Source organism: Citrobacter telavivensis (assembly GCA_009363175.1).
Classification (GTDB): domain Bacteria; phylum Pseudomonadota; class Gammaproteobacteria; order Enterobacterales; family Enterobacteriaceae; genus Citrobacter_A; species Citrobacter_A telavivensis.
Genome location: CP045205.1, coordinates 94,432 through 110,942, shown reverse-complemented (window position 1 = coordinate 110,942; position 16,511 = coordinate 94,432). Strand labels below are relative to the sequence as shown.

At 55.0% G+C, this 16,511-nt stretch carries 12 protein-coding genes; 5 read left to right on the top strand and 7 right to left on the bottom strand.

From position 1 onward, the window contains the following. Positions 1-34: 34 nt before the first annotated feature. Both glpG and GBC03_02755 read left to right on the top strand, forming a co-directional pair. Positions 35-865: a rhomboid family intramembrane serine protease GlpG gene (gene glpG, locus GBC03_02760; GenBank protein QFS69207.1), complete on the top strand. Its 831-nt coding sequence runs from the start codon at positions 35-37 to the stop codon at positions 863-865. Positions 866-880: 15 nt separating this feature from the next. After that, positions 881-1,639, top strand: coding sequence for a DeoR/GlpR family transcriptional regulator (locus tag GBC03_02755; GenBank protein ID QFS69206.1), 759 nt, complete (start codon positions 881-883; stop codon positions 1,637-1,639). 52 nt (positions 1,640-1,691) lie between these two features. On the opposite strand, the gene GBC03_02750 is transcribed toward GBC03_02755, so the two are convergent. The 6 genes from GBC03_02750 to GBC03_02725 all read right to left on the bottom strand — a co-directional run bounded on the left by GBC03_02750 (position 1,692) and on the right by GBC03_02725 (position 7,249). Then, a complete protein-coding gene (locus GBC03_02750; GenBank protein QFS69205.1) occupies positions 1,692-2,870 on the bottom strand; it encodes an acetyl-CoA C-acyltransferase in 1,179 nt (392 codons plus the stop codon). After that, positions 2,867-3,526, bottom strand: coding sequence for a 3-oxoacid CoA-transferase subunit B (locus GBC03_02745; protein ID QFS69204.1), 660 nt, complete (start codon positions 3,524-3,526; stop codon positions 2,867-2,869). Before GBC03_02745 ends, GBC03_02750 begins: the two co-directional genes overlap by 4 nt. After that, entirely contained in the window at positions 3,526-4,182 is a 657-nt protein-coding gene (gene atoD / locus GBC03_02740) for an acetate CoA-transferase subunit alpha (GenBank protein ID QFS69203.1), read from the bottom strand. Before atoD ends, GBC03_02745 begins: the two co-directional genes overlap by 1 nt. An 88-nt stretch (positions 4,183-4,270) precedes the next feature. Further along, the gene (locus tag GBC03_02735) at positions 4,271-4,570 is read right to left on the bottom strand and encodes a hypothetical protein (GenBank protein ID QFS69202.1); all 300 of its coding nucleotides are present in this window, start codon (positions 4,568-4,570) and stop codon (positions 4,271-4,273) included. After that, complete coding sequence (locus tag GBC03_02730) at positions 4,570-5,910, bottom strand: acyclic terpene utilization AtuA family protein (GenBank protein QFS69201.1); 1,341 nt, start codon at positions 5,908-5,910, stop codon at positions 4,570-4,572. The genes GBC03_02735 and GBC03_02730 overlap by 1 nt, the downstream gene beginning before the upstream one ends. A gap of 34 nt (positions 5,911-5,944) precedes the next feature. Beyond that, on the bottom strand, positions 5,945-7,249 hold the full coding sequence (locus GBC03_02725) for a citrate transporter (protein ID QFS69200.1): 1,305 nt from the start codon (positions 7,247-7,249) through the stop codon (positions 5,945-5,947). Positions 7,250-7,666: 417 nt separating this feature from the next. Between GBC03_02725 and GBC03_02720 the strand changes: the two genes are divergently transcribed. Next, positions 7,667-8,575, top strand: a complete 909-nt coding sequence (locus tag GBC03_02720; GenBank protein ID QFS69199.1) for a LysR family transcriptional regulator — start codon at positions 7,667-7,669, stop codon at positions 8,573-8,575. Positions 8,576-8,603: 28 nt separating this feature from the next. Here the strand turns inward: GBC03_02720 and malT are convergent, their stop codons facing one another. After that, positions 8,604-11,309, bottom strand: a complete 2,706-nt coding sequence (gene malT, locus GBC03_02715) for an HTH-type transcriptional regulator MalT (GenBank protein ID QFS69198.1) — start codon at positions 11,307-11,309, stop codon at positions 8,604-8,606. 597 nt (positions 11,310-11,906) lie between these two features. Here malT and malP point away from each other — a divergent pair. Next, positions 11,907-14,300, top strand: a complete 2,394-nt coding sequence (gene malP, locus GBC03_02710) for a maltodextrin phosphorylase (GenBank protein ID QFS69197.1) — start codon at positions 11,907-11,909, stop codon at positions 14,298-14,300. Positions 14,301-14,309: 9 nt separating this feature from the next. Next, entirely contained in the window at positions 14,310-16,394 is a 2,085-nt protein-coding gene (gene malQ / locus GBC03_02705) for a 4-alpha-glucanotransferase (protein QFS69196.1), read from the top strand. Positions 16,395-16,511 lie beyond the last annotated feature (117 nt).

Here is a 16,511-nt window from a genome sequence, read left to right as displayed (position 1 = left end):
TGTCCTCTTTTGTACGGATTAAGCGACAGCAACAATGTTGATGATTACCTCTTTTGCTAACCCCCGCGTGGCGCAGGCCTTTGTTGATTACATGGCGACGCAGGGCGTTATCCTGACCATTCAACAACATCATCAAAGCGATGTCTGGCTGGCGGATGAAACGCAGGCCGAACGTGTGCATGCGGAGCTGGCGCGTTTTCTGGAGAATCCCGGCGATCCGCGTTATCTCGCGGCCAGCTGGCAGTCCGGTCATACCGGCAGTGGACTTCATTACCGCCGTTTCCCGTTTTTAGCCACACTGCGTGAGCGGGCTGGTCCGGTCACCTGGCTGATAATGGCAGCCTGCATTCTGGTGTTTATCGTCATGAACATCGTTGGCGATCAAACCGTGATGATGTGGCTGGCCTGGCCGTTCGACCCGTCATTACAGTTTGATGTCTGGCGCTACTTCACGCACGCCTTCATGCACTTTTCACTGATGCACATTCTCTTCAACCTGCTGTGGTGGTGGTATCTTGGCGGTGCGGTTGAAAAACGTTTAGGCAGCGGCAAACTGATTGTGATTACGGTCATCAGCGCCCTGCTGAGCGGATATGTACAGCACAAGTTTAGCGGCCCGTGGTTCGGCGGGCTTTCCGGTGTCGTCTACGCGCTGATGGGCTACGTCTGGCTGCGCGGTGAGCGCGATCCGCAAAGCGGGATCTATCTGCAACGCGGGTTGATTATTTTCGCGCTGATTTGGATCGTCGCCGGATGGTTTGATTTGTTTGGGATGTCGATGGCCAATGGCGCACATATCGCCGGGCTGGCAGTTGGGTTGGCAATGGCGTTCGCGGATACTTTAAATGCGCGAAAACGAACATAGTTCCAGGGAATAACAATGAAACAAACACAACGACATGATGCAATCATTGAGCTGGTAAAAAAACAGGGATACGTCAGTACGGAAGAGTTGGTGGAGCATTTCTCCGTCAGCCCACAAACCATTCGCCGGGATCTCAACGACCTGGCCGATCAAAACATGATTCTGCGCCACCACGGCGGCGCGGCGCTGCCGTCCAGTTCAGTCAACACGCCGTGGCACGATCGTAAAGCTACGCAGACGGCGGAAAAAGAACGCATTGCGCGCAAAGTCGCCACGCAGATCCCCAACGGTTCAACGCTGTTTATTGATATCGGGACAACGCCAGAGGCCGTGGCGCACGCGCTGCTCAACCACAGTAATTTGCGTATCGTGACCAACAACCTCAACGTCGCGAACACGCTGATGGTAAAAGAGGACTTTCGCATTATTCTCGCGGGCGGCGAGCTTCGCAGCCGTGACGGCGGCATTATTGGCGAAGCGACGCTCGACTTTATTTCCCAGTTCCGCCTGGATTTTGGCATTCTGGGGATAAGCGGCATCGACAGCGACGGCTCGCTGCTGGAGTTCGACTATCATGAGGTGCGCACCAAGCGTGCGATTATCGAGAATTCCCGCCACGTCATGCTGGTGGTGGATCATTCGAAGTTTGGCCGTAATGCGATGGTGAACATGGGCAGCATCAACCTGGTGGATGCAGTGTATACCGACATTCTGCCGCCGGCGGGTGTGCTCCAGGTGATTACCGAGAACCATATTCAACTTGAACTGTGCTAGACGTGCTGGCTGAAACCGTCCCCGGCGTGCCGGGGACGTGCGGATGACGCGCTTACAGACGCTCAACAATCACGGCGATCCCCTGACCCCCGCCGATGCACAGCGTTGCCAGCCCGGTGGATTTATTGCGCTGCTGCAACGCGTGAACTAGCGTCACCAGAATCCGTGCGCCGCTTGCGCCAATAGGATGTCCCAGCGCGATCGCGCCGCCGTTGACGTTCACTTTCTCTTCCGGGAAGTCGAGTTCGCGGGCAACCGCCAGATACTGTGCGGCAAAGGCTTCGTTGGCTTCGATTAAATCCAGATCGCTGACCGTCATTTTGGCTTTTTCCAGCGCCCGTTTTGTCGCTGGTATTGGGCCGAGTCCCATCATACTGGCGTCAACCCCGGCCGAAGCCCAACTCTTCAGGCGCGCTAACGGTGTAATCCCACGCGCACGCGCAGCGCGCTCGGACATCAGGACCAGCGTCGCCGCCGCGTCATTGATGCCGGAGGCATTGCCTGCGGTGACGGTTCCCGTACTTTCAAAGGCCGGACGCAGTTTCGCCAGCGAACCGGCATCGGTTTCCGGGCGTGGAAACTCATCGGTATCAAACAGACAGACCTCTTTTTTACGCTTCAGGGTTACCGGCACGATCTCCTGCCTGAAATAGCCGGCGTTGATCGCGGCTATCGCTTTTTGCTGCGATGCCAGCGCTACCTGGTCCTGCTCTTCGCGGCTTAAGCGATAGCGTTTGGCAATATTTTCCGCCGTGATCCCCATGTGGTAATCATTGAAGGCGCACCAGAGCCCGTCGTGGATCATCACGTCTGTCAGTTCACCGTTGCCCATACGATACCCCTGGCGCGCGCGGGCCAGTAGGTAAGGGGCGGCGCTCATGTTTTCCATCCCGCCGACAATACAGGTCTGATTATCGCCACTCAAAATGGACTGCGCGCCCAGCACGACGGTTTTCAGGCCAGAGCCGCAGACTTTATTGACCGTGAATGACGGCACGCTCTCCGCTAAGCCCGCATGATGCGTCACCTGGTGGGCCGGGTTTTGCCCTAATCCGGCCTGTAACACGTTGCCGAGGATCACCTCGTCAATGTTGATATCTGACGGAAGGTCCAGCAGGTTCGCCCGCACGCTGGTCGCGCCCAGCATCACCGCCGGGACGTCTGCCAGGCTGCCGGCAAATTTACCAATAGGGGTGCGTTTCGCACTCACAATAACAATGGAGTCGTTCATGCCAGAGCCTCCACGGGCTGCAGTGTTTTCAGGTGTGCACAAACACGGAAGTGTGCTTCCGTACGCGCACGAAGTTCATCAAGCGTGAGGGTGTCGCTGATTTCGTCGAGGATCATTTCGCCGTTCACAAAGCTGAATACGGCGAGTTCGGTGATGACTTTGCTGACTTTGCCAACCGCCGTTAAGGGGTAACTGCAGCGGTGTAGCAGCTTTGGCTCGCCATTTTTAGCGCAGTGCTCCATCGCAATGATGACTTTTTTTGCACCAGCCACGAGGTCCATTGCCCCACCCATGCCTGGCACCATTTTTCCGGGCACCATCCAGTTGGCGAGATTTCCGCGTTCATCGACCTGCAAACCGCCGAGCACGCAGACATCAACATGTCCCCCGCGAATAAGAGCGAAAGAGAAGCAACTGTCGAACATTGCCGCGCCTGGGATCATGCCGCACGGCTGACCGCCTGCATTGACGAGACAGGCATTCACTTCGTCCAGAGGGCCGAGGCCAAGAAAACCATTTTCCGACTGCAACGTGACCTGAATATCCTCGGCCAGGTAGTTCGCGACCTGCGTCGGCAGGCCAATGCCCAGATTAACGACGTCGCCGTCGTGTAACTCTTGCGCCACGCGGCGGGCAATAAGTTCTTTTGCGTTCATTACTGGGCCTCCATGAACAGATGATCCACCAGCGCACCGGGGGTGATGACGTGCACAGGAGGAATACTTCCCAACGCGCCGATGTCGCGGGTTTCGGCCACGACCACATCGGCGGCTAGGGCCATCACCGGGTTGAAGTTGCGGGCGGTCAGGTCATAGGTGAGATTGCCGGCCTCATCGGCATGACTGGCAAGAAGAATGGCGAGATCGGCGCGCAGAGGTTGCTCCAGCAGCCATTTCTCACCATTGACCAGCAGCGTTTGTTTATTTTCTTCCACCACCGTGCCCAGTCCGGTTTGCGTGAGGAATCCCCCCAGTCCGGCGCCGCCCGCGCGGATCTGTTCGGCGAGCGTTCCTTGCGGCACTAACTGAACATCGAGTTCGCCGGAAATCATTTTTTTACCGGTTTCCGGGTTGGTGCCAATATGAGAGGCGATCACTTTTTTGACCTGGCCGTTAGAAATCAGAGGACCAATACCTTTATCGACAAATGCGGTGTCATTGCCGATAAGCGTTAATTCTTTCACCCCGGAACGCATAATTTCTGCCACCAGATATTCCGGCGTCCCGACGCCCATGAAGCCGCCAAACATAATGCTCATGCCGTCATGTAATAATTCGCGGAATTTATCCGCCGTTATTCTTTTGTTTTGCATAATGGTGTACTTGCTGTTTTGAGGACAGGGATCCTCTGGCGGGATAATGAAATCCCGCCGAAGCGTGAGGATGTTGGTGTCCGAAAAATTAAATGGGCATATCCAGTAACGCAGAGCTTAGCCCTTTGCCGTGCATATCGAGCGCCAGTGAGCGAGTGACACCACCTCCCAGCGCTTTATGCATCACGAAATTTAGCGCGCCGAGTTCCGGTAATTCATAACGAATCACTTCGCCCTGTACGATATCGCCAAACCAGGCTTTGACTTTTTCGGCGGTGACCTGTTCTGCCAGCGTGGCATAATCTTCCGGGCGCCAGGCAATTAATGAAATATTGGAAATATTTCCTTTATCTCCGGTACGGGAATGAGCGATTTCACGTAATTTCATTATTTATTCTCCAGTACGGTAACGTGGTGTTGAACGCATTGACGCGGAATAAGCGTGGAATCCATCGCCAGGATTTCTTTTACGGATTTCATGACGCCGCCGCCGCCCGCAGGACCGTTGGTATAGAGCGTTTCCACTTCGTTACCGACGGTAACCGCCTGCGCGCGGGTGGCGCAGCGGGCAGCAACGCGGGCGCGCACTTCATAAGGATCGCTGTACTGACCGCGCGTTTCACCATGCAGCGCATTGACGCCAATGAGGTCATAACGCGTTTCTTCGGCATTGACGTGGCAAATGGCAAAGCGCTCACGCACGATATCGAGAGCGAGACGGCCGCGATTTACCGCGCCCGGACCGGCGTAGGAAATTTCACCTTCACCGATAAAGCCATCCTGATAACCGACGGAAACCTTCAGCGTTTCGGTGCGTGGCGCGCCCGTCGCGCCGGTAACCCGCACGGCATCCGGACCGCACTGGCTGAAACGCACATGGCTAAAGTCAGCGACCACGTCAGGGGTGAGATAACGATCCGGCCGGTGGATTTCGTACAGCAGTTGCTCTTTGCAGGTGTCTTCGGTGACCCGTCCGCCGGAACCGGCCACTTTGGTAATGGTGGCGTTGCCATCTTCACTGACTTCAGCCAGCGGGAAACCGAGATGTGCCAGACGAGGGACATCCTTCACTCCCGGATCGGCATAATATCCGCCGGTGATTTGTCCGGCGCATTCCAGAAGATGACCGATACAGGTCCCCAGGCCCAGATGCTGCCAGTCATCAGCGGCCCAGTTGAACTCATGCATCATCGGCGCAAGGAAAAGAGAAGGGTCCGCGACGCGTCCGGCAATCACTACATCCGCATCGGAATCAAGCGCTTCCAGTAACCCCGCGGCACCTAAATACGCGTTTGCAGAAAGTAAGGTTTTTTCAAAGCGAGAGACGGGGACGCCGGCTTCATCCAGCGTCAGGTCCATCGACTGAATAAGTGACAACACCTCATCGCCAGTGACTACCGCGACTTTAAGGCCATGCAGACCCAGCTCCTGGGCTATCTTCAGCACTGCTTTTCCGGCGGCGACCGGGTTGGCGGAACCCATGTTAGAGATGATCCGCACGCTTTTAGCGTGACAGGTCGGTAACACCGCGCGCATCCGCGCGTCGAGCAGTTCGTTATAGCCTTTGTTCGGATCCTGTTGCTTCTGTTTTTGTCCAATGGCGATGGTGCGCTCTGCCAGACATTCAAACACCAGATAATCCAGTTCCCCTTTTTCGGCCAGTTCAACCGCAGGTTCAATGCGATCGCCTGCGTAGCCTGCTCCGGAACCAATTCGAATTGTTTTCATTCTATTTCCTTAATTCGTCACAAGAAATGTGCTGTTAAATCGGGAAGACGCCGGTGAGGGCGGCGGCAAAGGTCATAATGACGCTGGCTGCCCACAGGACCGGGATGGAGAATTTTTGGTGATCCGCGAGGTCGACACCGGCAAGGCTGACCAACAGGAAGGTCGCGGGGGTCAGTGGGCTGACCGGGAAGCCGGTGGTCATCTGACCCAGCACCGATGCCTGAGCGACCTGAATGGCGGGGATACCCATGATGTCCACGGTATGCGCGACGACAGGCATAATGCCGAAGTAGTAAGAGTCGGGATCGAAAATCAGCGACAGCGGCATCGAGATAAGGCCGACGATGAACGGAATATGGGACGCCAGCGCCGCAGGCATAAACTCCACCGCCGCGTGAGACATCGCTTTAAGCATGCCCGCGCCGCCCATGATCCCGGTAAATGCCCCTGCTGCGAACAGGATGCTGGCCATCATCAGCGCGGCTTTGGCGTGGGCGTTGATCCGTTCTTTCTGCATTTCAACATTCGGATAGTTGATCATCAGCGCCAGCGTCAGGGCGATCATGAAGGCGACGGTGGGGGAGATACGGGTGAAGACCATCGTGCCGATCACGGCGATAACCAGCGCGATGTTGACCCAGAAAAGATGCGGGCGACGCAGGACTTTTTCCTGCTCGGTCAGTTCCTTATGATGCGAGAAATCGCCTGCGGCAGCGGCAAAGTGGGCTGCGCCAAGACGTTTCTCTTCGCGCTTACCCCAATACCAGCCCATCATGACCATAAAACCCAGGCCCGCGAGCTGCGCCGGAATGAGCGGGATAAAGAGGTCATGGGTGGTAACGTTCAACGCGGCAGAGGCGCGAATCATCGGGCCGGTCCAGGGTAAAAAGTTGACCCCGGCGCTGAGCGCAACAATGCCAAGCAGGATCCGTTTGTCCATGCCGAGGCGATTGAACAGCGGCAGCATGGTGGGGACCGTAATTAAAAAGGTTACCGCGCCATTGCCGTCAAGGTGGGCGATAAGCGCCAGAAGACCCGTTCCGATGATGATTTTAACCGGGTTGGTCCCTACAAAGCGCAAAATGCCGCGCACGATAGGGTCAAACATCCCGGCATCCGTCACGACGCCAAAAAAAGCGATCGCAAAGACAAACATCGCCGCCATCGGGGCCAGTTTTGTGATGCCTTCGACCACATATTTTGCCGTATCCGTTCCGCAGCCTGCAGCCAGCGCGCCAATCACCGGAATGACGATCAGGGCAACCAGAGGTGACATCCTTTTAGACATGATAAAAAATAATAAGGTGGCTATGGTAAGCACACCTATTAGCGCCAGCATGTGTTTCTCCTTAATATTTTTATAAATTTATCTGCTTCGGAATGTATGAAAGTAAATACAATGTTAACTATGTGCAGAGGGTTATATGTTTTATCAGTGCATTAATTTTTATCACAGTGTGCCAGGTGGTACTAATTTGTAAATCCGATGGAGTCATTTGACGCAAGGCTTAATGCTATTATTTGAAATAAAAATAACGCTATAGCAATTTTGTTTGGATATAAAAATAACCTTATAAACAGAGGGTTATTTAGGGCGTTGAGTTTGTTATGCTTAAACGACTTTAGTGGGGGTGAACTCGTTTATCGAAATTAAAATGTGGTTAATGTGGGGTGGGTCATAAAAAGAAATTAACTGCCTTTTATTCATTTTAAAAACCGATAAAATAATTAATGATTCCGATGGCAGGAGTGTGAAATGAATCTTTCGATTAAGCAACTCAGGGCTTTTTTAATATTAAGTGAGGCTGATAGTTTTACTCAGGCGGCCCGGCGGTTTAACCTTTCTCAGCCCGCGTTTAGTACCCTGATTGCATCACTGGAAGAGGAAATTGGCTACCGGCTATTCGACAGAGATACGCGGCGAGTATTGTTGAATGCGGATGGCATTCATTTTCTCGATCTGGCGCGCAATATTGTTCAGAGCCACGACGATGCCGTGGGTGAAATCAAAGACCGGGTGGCGGGAAACAGCAACGATATCACCCTCGCGGTGTTGCCTTCGCTGGCGGTGGAGTGGCTACCTGAAATCCTGGTGAAATACAGTAAGAAGGTGCCACAAAGTAATGTGAAACTGATCGACACCCAGTGGGATCGTTGTCTGAAGGCATTGCTGGATGGTCAGGCGGACATGGCATTAACCGCCGGGCAACCCTCGTTGACCACGTTCGATTCGACGCTATTGTTCTCGGATAAATTTTATCTGCTCTGCCATCGCGAACATCCTCTGGCACAACAATCTTCGGTATCGCTCAGTCAGGTCTGCGATTATCCCTTTATTGCTTTCAGCGTTGGGACCAGTATTCGGCAGTACACCGATAAGCTCTGTGAAAATCTGGCCATGAGTTTTGATTATCAACTGGAAGTTCGACAGCTCACTACGATGATGGGCCTGATTGCTGCCAATTACGGGATCAGTATTACGACCGGCTTAACCCTGTTCCAGTTCAACCATAAAGATATCGTGATTTTGCCGTTTGAAGATCTGGCGCTGGAACGGGCAATTTATCTGGTGACCCCGAAGGGACGGCATCCTGCACCTGGCGTCACGGCGTTTGCGGAATTCATTACCTGCCAGGCGCACCAGTTCGCGTCAGAACATATGTGAGGTTAACGCCAGTGAAAAACCGGTGGCGCTATACCCCATAACCCATCATTTTCAGCAGTCGCTGTGCGTGTTGTACCGCATCCTGACGGTGCGCCACGCCGAGTTTCTGATACAGATTACGGATATGCGTCTTGATAGTGGTTGCCGCCACCGCCAGTTCGCCAGCGATTTGTTCGTTGCTGTAGCCAGAATAAATCAGTCCCAGAACCTGCCATTCTCGCTGCGTCAGCGGACTGGTGCGGATAAGCTCCGGCACTTCCGGATGATTCAGCAGGCGCTCCACAAAGCCTTCGTCAAAGTGGGCGTACTTGTGGCGGTGATGCTGGTTGATTTCACGCAGAATGCGCTGTGCGCGGTGCTGGTCCAGTTCCGGCAATGTATTCAGTTGAATAAGCTGGCGTAACTGTTGCGCCATCGACTCACCTTCAATCACGAAATGGCTGATGAATCCGGTGCGATTGGCTAATTGCAGGGCATCAAGCAGTACGCGCTGAGCGTCATTTTTGCGTCCGGCCTGCCAGTACAACTGGTTAAGCAGCAGCAGGTTACGGTTCAGGTCGCTCATCAGACGCAGGCTGCGCGCGTTTTCATTCAGCTCTTCCAGGACTATCTCTGCGGGTTCAAATTCGCCCAGCAAAATTTGCGCTCTGGCGATGTTGCGCCACTGGCCTTGCAGGAAGTGGTTGTTGGCAAACTCCGGTTTCGGTGTCTGGCGCAGCCAGTTGGCGGCCGACTTTTTATCGCCGGTCATTTGCCAGTAGATCACCCGAACCTTGTCGGCGTTTGAGATCCAGTCGCTATGGTAGTGACCGTTGCCAAGCAGATTCTCAAGACGGTTAAGATGGCTGCGGGCATTGTCCAGATCGCCACGGGCCAGCGAGCACTGCACCAGCAGCGCCAGGCACTGTAGCTGCTGCTGCGGCTGAAAGGCGGAGAGCACTTCGATGCCGCTGCGCGCAGAGGCTTCCGATTCGTCCAGTCGCGCCCACGCCCACAGCAGTTGGGCACGAATGCGCACCAGGAACTCGTGCATGGGCAACTGTTCCAGATGCTGATCTTTAATCAACTGGAACGCTTTCTCCTGAGTTTCCCAGGCGGCCTGCAAAAATCCCTGGGCAAAGAGAATTTCACTTTGCTGGATCAAACTCCAGAGCGCGTAGTGCCAGACATCATGATGACGCGCCATCTGTTCGGTCTGCTGCATCAGCGTTAAAGAACGAGAGAGATCGCCCTTACAGTGCAGCACTTCACCGTGTACCGAGGTCGCCACAATACGGCTGTAGTACAAGGCGATGGGCAGCTCATCCAGCGCTTGTTTTGCCAGATGCTCGGCCTCATCAGGATTACCGTCGTTGATCGCCACCTGAGCGCGGAGCGCGTTAAATTCGGCGTGCAGCGTGCTGTCCATCACCCCCTGAATCTCTTGTTCAGCACGGGCCAGCAGGGTGTTCACTTCGCTGTAGCGGTGCTGGCTCTGCATCAGCCAGGCCTGAAGCAACACCAGACGCGGATTTTCCAGCAGGCTTTCCCACGGCAGCGCTTTTAACGACTCTTCCAGCAGTGCCAGTTCGCTGTGGTTAAACAATCCCCACGCGTGGTTAAGCAAGATATCACGCAGCATATGCGCATCGCCCGCCGCCAGCGCGTGGTGGATGGCTTCACTGGGGAAGCCCTGCGCCATCCAGCTCTCCGCGGCGGCGCGATGGATATCAGGTAACTCTGTCGCCAGTTCCCACTGGCAGCGCTGACGCAGGAAGCTGCCAAACAGCGGGTGGTAGCTGAACCATTCGCCGGTGTCATCCATCCGTTGCAGGAAAAGCCCCTGGCGCTCAATCTCTTCCAGTCGCATCTGACCGTTCTCTTCACCGGTCACACGAACGATCAGCGCGTCGTTCATTGAGCGTAACACCGCGCTTTTCAACAGGAAGAGACGGGTGCTGACATCGACGCTGTCCAGCACTTCATCGACCAGATAATCCGAGAGATGGCTGGCGTTAATGCCTGCCAGACGGCGTGCCGACTGGTGCGCAGAGTGGTTGTTCTGCCGCGCAGAGAGGGCGATGAGCTGTAATGCTGTCGCCCAGCCCGCCACATCGTCACACATCCGACTGCTTTCGGCGGCTTCGATGGGGGAGGATAAACGGCGGTCAAAAAACTGTTTTGCTTCCTGGTGATTAAAGGCCAGTTGCTGACTGCCTATCTCCAGAAGCTGATCGCGCACGCGCAGGTTGGCAATCCCCAACTGCGGCAAGTTACGCGACAGCACCACCAGCGTGAGATTTTCAGGCTGGTGGCGCAGGAAGAAGCGCATGGATTCATGAATCACCGGGTTAGTGATCAGGTGGTAATCGTCGATGACCAGATACAGCGGGCGATGCCACTCCGCCAGCTCAATAAAGAGCTGCGCGAAAAGCGAGGTCAGACTGACATACTGACGTTTTTGCACCATCACTTCGCTGGTGGTGCAATGACCGTTGGTGGCCTGCTGTACCGCGGCAATCAGATAGCTGGCAAAACGCTCCTGCTGGTTGTCTCCCTCATCCAGCGAGTACCAGCCGAGCTCACTTTTCCCGGCAGCCCATTGTGAAATGAGCGTGGTCTTCCCATAACCTGCAGGACTTGTTACCAGAGCCAGCCTGAAATTGTTCGCGCCGGAAAGTTTAGCCAACAGGCGCTCACGAACCACCGTATGGTCGAGTCGAACCGGACGACTGAGTTTAGACGGAATCAACATAGTTAGCACTTCACTGTGGAAAATGGGGGACTGCGATTTTTTTTGCGCTTCGTAATTAATAGATATAAGGTCGGCCAGAAAACACCTTATTGCAAGTTAAGAGGTCTTTTTGTGTTTCTGAATTTGCACTCTGTCACAAATCTTTATAACTCTGACAGAAACCGCTTTCAATCGCGCGCAAGGCGCAAACAGTCTGGGTTGGAGGGGAGATTCTACGGTGTTAAATAGGGTCATTTTATCCCTACGCTCTTTGCCTTTTTTAGCGAAAGTGGCCCTATAACGCGACAGGAATTTAATATCAGTACGATTATTCCGACAGCCTTTTGATATTTCAGGTTAGAAACTATTTCTCCATTAACATATACCTGATGAGTGCTTTCTGAAATTTGCCGTTGCCCGGCGTTAACCTTATCTTTAGTGCGGCGAAATCGTCACCAATCCTCATTCCGTACGCTACCTTTAAGTGGCGGCGATCACACTTTTTCGCTCATCCCCACTACTCCTCCCTGCCTAATCAAGAGTGGGATGAGGAAGGTCAACATTGAGCCTGGCAAACTAGCGATAACGTTGTTTTTTACCAAAGGACCCGGAATTCCTATGTCACAGCCTACCTTCAATCAAGAGCAATTTCAGGCAGCCCTGACGCGTCAGTGGCAGCATTTCGGTTTACTGTCAGCTCACGAGATGACGACCCGTCAATGGTGGCACGCCGTCAGTGGTGCACTGGCGGAACTCCTCAGTGCGCAACCTGTGGCGAAACCGGCGAAAAACCAGCGCCATGTGAACTACATCTCTATGGAGTTCCTGATTGGTCGTCTGACGGGGAATAACCTGCTTAATTTGGGTTGGTATCAGGCGGTGAGCGACGCGCTGAAAGCGCACGACATCAACCTGACCGATCTGCTGGAAGAGGAGACTGACCCGGCGTTGGGCAACGGGGGATTGGGTCGTCTCGCCGCCTGCTTCCTGGACTCGATGGCGACGGTGGGTCAATCTGCCACCGGTTACGGTCTGAACTATCAGTACGGCCTGTTCCGTCAGTCGTTTGCCGATGGTCAGCAAATGGAAGCGCCGGATGACTGGCATCGCGGCAGCTATCCGTGGTTCCGTCATAACGAGCAGCTTGATGTGCAGGTCGGCATTGGCGGCAAGGTGACAAAAGACGGTCGCTGGGAACCCGGCTTTGTGATTACCGGGCAGGCGTGGGATCTGCCGGTATTGGGCTACCGTAACGGCGTGGCGCAACCGCTGCGTCTGTGGCAGGCCACTCATGCGCATCCGTTTAACCTGACTAAATTTAATGACGGCGATTTCCTGCGTGCGGAACAGCAGGGGATCGATGCCGATAAACTGACTAAAGTGCTTTACCCGAACGACAACCACACGGCGGGTAAGAAGCTGCGTCTGATGCAGCAATACTTCCAGTGCGCCTGTTCGGTGGCCGATATTCTGCGTCGCCATCATCTGGCCGGCCGCAAGCTGCATGAACTGGCGGATTACGAAGTCATTCAACTGAACGATACTCACCCGACGATTGCAATTCCGGAACTGCTGCGTGTGCTGCTTGACGAACACCAGATGAGCTGGGATGACGCCTGGGCAATCACCAGCAAAACCTTCGCCTATACCAACCACACCCTGATGCCAGAAGCGCTGGAGTGCTGGGATGAGAAACTGGTGAAAGCGCTGCTGCCGCGCCACATGCAGATCATCAAAGAGATTAACGATCGCTTTAAGAAGCGGGTCGATAAAACCTGGCCTGGCGACAAACAGGTTTGGGCGAAGCTGGCGGTGGTCCACGACAAACAGGTGCGCATGGCGAACATGTGCGTGGTCAGCGGCTTTGCGGTCAATGGCGTTGCTGCGCTGCACTCCGATCTGGTGGTGAAGGATCTGTTCCCGGAATATCACAAGCTGTGGCCGAACAAGTTCCATAACGTGACCAACGGCATCACGCCGCGTCGCTGGATCAAGCAGTGCAACCCGGAACTGGCCGCATTGTTTGATAAAACGCTGAAGAAAGAGTGGGCGAACGATCTCGACCAGTTGATCAACCTGGAGAAATACGCCGACGATGCCAGGTTCCGCAAGACCTGGCGTGATATCAAGCAGGCGAATAAGGTGCGTCTGGCTGAGTTTGTGAAGGTCCGCACCGGGATTGAGATTAACCCGCAGGCGATTTTCGACATTCAGATTAAACGTCTGCACGAGTACAAGCGTCAGCACCTGAACCTGCTGCATATCCTGGCGCTGTATAAAGAGATCCGCGAAAACCCGCAGGCAGACCGCGTGCCGCGCGTCTTCCTGTTTGGCGCGAAGGCGGCTCCGGGTTACTACCTGGCGAAAAACATCATTTTTGCCATTAACAAGGTGGCAGAAACCATCAACAACGACCCGAAAGTCGGCGACAAGCTGAAAGTGGTGTTCCTGCCGGATTACTGCGTGTCGGCGGCAGAAATGCTGATTCCGGCGGCGGATATCTCCGAGCAGATCTCCACGGCGGGGAAAGAGGCTTCCGGTACCGGAAACATGAAGCTGGCGCTCAACGGCGCGCTAACGGTCGGTACGCTGGACGGCGCGAACGTGGAAATCGCCGAGAAAGTGGGTGACGAGAATATCTTTATCTTTGGTCATACCGTGGAACAGGTGAAGGCGCTGAAAGCCAAAGGTTACGATCCGCTGAAATGGCGCAAGAAGGATAAAGTGCTCGATGCCGTGCTGAAAGAACTGGAAAGCGGGAAATTCAGCGGCGGTGATAAGCACGCCTTTGACCAGATGCTGCACAGTATGGGCAAACAGGGTGGCGATCCGTATCTGGTGATGGCGGACTTTGCGGCCTATGTTGAGGCGCAGAAACAGGTGGATGTGTTGTATCGTGACCAGGAGGCCTGGACGCGTGCGGCGATCCTGAACTCCGCGCGCTGCGGTATGTTCAGCTCGGATCGCTCCATTCGCGATTATCAGACCCGAATCTGGCAGGCGAAACGCTAAGGAAGCGCGATGGATAACAAACGTCTGGATAATGCCGCGCTGGCGGCCGGGATCAGTCCCAATTATATCAATGCCCACGGCAAACCGCAGTCAATTGGTGCCGAAACCAAGCGACGTTTGTTGGATGCTATGCACCGTACCGCCGCCACAAAAGTGGCGGTGACGCCGGTGCCGAATGTGATGGTCTACATCGCAGGCAAAAAGATGCCGCTGGCGGTGGAAGGACACGGTGAATTCAACTGGCTGTTGACCACCGAAGAGGGGGAGCAGTTTAAGGGGCATGCCACTGGCGGTAAATCCTTTACTCTGCCGACAAAGCTGCCGCTGGGCTATCACACGCTGACCCTGACGCAGGATGAGCAGCGACACCATTGCCGCGTCATTGTGGCGCCAAAACGCTGCTACGAGCCGCAGGCGCTGCTGAACGGTCAGAAACTCTGGGGGGCCTGTGTTCAGCTGTATACGCTGCGTTCGGAGCGCAACTGGGGGATTGGTGACTTCGGCGATCTGAAGTCGATGCTGGTAGATGTGGCAAAGCGTGGGGGGGCGTTTATCGGCCTCAACCCGATCCATGCGCTCTATCCGGCAAACCCGGAGAGCGCCAGTCCGTACAGCCCGTCCTCGCGCCGCTGGCTGAACGTCATTTACATCGACGTGAACGCCGTAGACGATTTTCGCCTGAGCAAAGAGGCGCAGGCCTGGTGGCAGAAACCCGCCACGCAGCAAGCGTTGCAACAGGCGCGGGACGCTGAATGGGTTGATTATTCCACCGTCACCGCGCTGAAAATGACGGCGCTGCGCATGGCGTGGAAAGGATTTGCCGCGCGCGACGATGAGCAGATGGCGGCGTTCCGGGCGTTCGTGGCTCAGGAAGGCGATAGCCTGTACTGGCAGGCGGCGTTTGATGCGCTGCATGCTCATCAGGTGAAAGAGGACGAACTGCGCTGGGGCTGGCCGGTCTGGCCGAAGGCTTATCAGTCGATTGATTCGCCGGAGGTGAAAAAATTCTGTCACGCGCATCGTGATGAGGTGGATTTCTGGCTCTGGCTGCAGTGGTTGGCTTACACTCAGTTTGCCGCCTGCTGGGAGACCAGTCAGGGCTTTAAGATGCCGATTGGCCTGTATCGCGATCTGGCGGTGGGCGTGGCGGAAGGTGGCTCGGAAACCTGGTGCGATCGTGAGCTGTATTGCCTGAAAGCCTCCGTTGGCGCGCCGCCGGATATCCTCGGCCCGCTTGGTCAGAACTGGGGGCTGCCGCCGATGGATCCGCATATCATCACGGCGCGCGCCTATGAGCCGTTTATCGAACTCCTGCGGGCGAATATGCAAAACTGCGGCGCGCTGCGTATCGACCACGTCATGTCGATGCTGCGCCTGTGGTGGATCCCCTACGGTGAAACCGCCGACCACGGCGCCTATGTTCACTATCCGGTTGACGACCTGCTGTCGATTCTGGCGCTGGAAAGTCAGCGTCATCACTGCATGGTGATTGGTGAAGATCTGGGTACCGTTCCGGTGGAGATTGTTGGCAAGCTGCGAACCTGCGGCGTGTACTCTTACAAAGTGCTCTATTTCGAGAACGACCATGAGAAGAACTACCGTGCGCCGAAAGCGTATCCGGAACAATCAATGGCTGTCGCGACGACGCATGATCTTCCTACGCTCAAAGGTTATTGGGACAGCGGCGACCTGACGCTCGGCAAAGCGCTGGGACTCTACCCTGATGACGTGGTGCTGCGCGGACTGTATCAGGACCGTGAGCGGGCGAAGCAGGGGCTATTAGATGCGCTGCATAAGTACGGCTGTCTGCCAAAACGGGTCGGACATAAGGCCTCGCTGATGGCGATGACGCCGACGCTCAATCGGGGTATGCAGCGTTATATTGCCGACAGTAACAGCGCGTTATTAGGGTTGCAGCCGGAAGACTGGCTGGATATGGCGGAGCCGGTCAACATTCCGGGGACCAGTTCGCAGTACAAAAACTGGCGTCGTAAGCTTTCCGCCACGCTTGAAGCGATGTTTGCCGATGAACGGGTGAACAAGCTGATTAAGGATCTGGATAAGCGGCGAAAAGCGGCTGCGAAGAAGAAATGAAAAAGCCGGGGATTTCCCCGGCTTTTTTATGGTGACAACATGTAGGCCTGATAAGTGCAGCGTCATCAGGCCATTCTGGTGAATATTGCCGGATGGCGGCTTTGCCTTATCCGGCCT

What these genes read in the sequence shown, in the direction of transcription:
- GBC03_02755 (QFS69206.1), top strand. Translation starts at nt 881, where the DNA reads ATGAAACAAACACAACGACATGATGCAATCATTGAGCTGGTAAAAAAA.
- malT (QFS69198.1), bottom strand. Translation starts at nt 11,309, where the DNA reads ATGTTGATTCCGTCTAAACTCAGTCGTCCGGTTCGACTCGACCATACG.
- GBC03_02730 (QFS69201.1), bottom strand. Translation starts at nt 5,910, where the DNA reads ATGAAAACAATTCGAATTGGTTCCGGAGCAGGCTACGCAGGCGATCGC.
- glpG (QFS69207.1), top strand. Translation starts at nt 35, where the DNA reads ATGTTGATGATTACCTCTTTTGCTAACCCCCGCGTGGCGCAGGCCTTT.
- GBC03_02750 (QFS69205.1), bottom strand. Translation starts at nt 2,870, where the DNA reads ATGAACGACTCCATTGTTATTGTGAGTGCGAAACGCACCCCTATTGGT.
- malQ (QFS69196.1), top strand. Translation starts at nt 14,310, where the DNA reads ATGGATAACAAACGTCTGGATAATGCCGCGCTGGCGGCCGGGATCAGT.
- GBC03_02725 (QFS69200.1), bottom strand. Translation starts at nt 7,249, where the DNA reads ATGCTGGCGCTAATAGGTGTGCTTACCATAGCCACCTTATTATTTTTT.
- GBC03_02735 (QFS69202.1), bottom strand. Translation starts at nt 4,570, where the DNA reads ATGAAATTACGTGAAATCGCTCATTCCCGTACCGGAGATAAAGGAAAT.
- malP (QFS69197.1), top strand. Translation starts at nt 11,907, where the DNA reads ATGTCACAGCCTACCTTCAATCAAGAGCAATTTCAGGCAGCCCTGACG.
- atoD (QFS69203.1), bottom strand. Translation starts at nt 4,182, where the DNA reads ATGCAAAACAAAAGAATAACGGCGGATAAATTCCGCGAATTATTACAT.
- GBC03_02720 (QFS69199.1), top strand. Translation starts at nt 7,667, where the DNA reads ATGAATCTTTCGATTAAGCAACTCAGGGCTTTTTTAATATTAAGTGAG.
- GBC03_02745 (QFS69204.1), bottom strand. Translation starts at nt 3,526, where the DNA reads ATGAACGCAAAAGAACTTATTGCCCGCCGCGTGGCGCAAGAGTTACAC.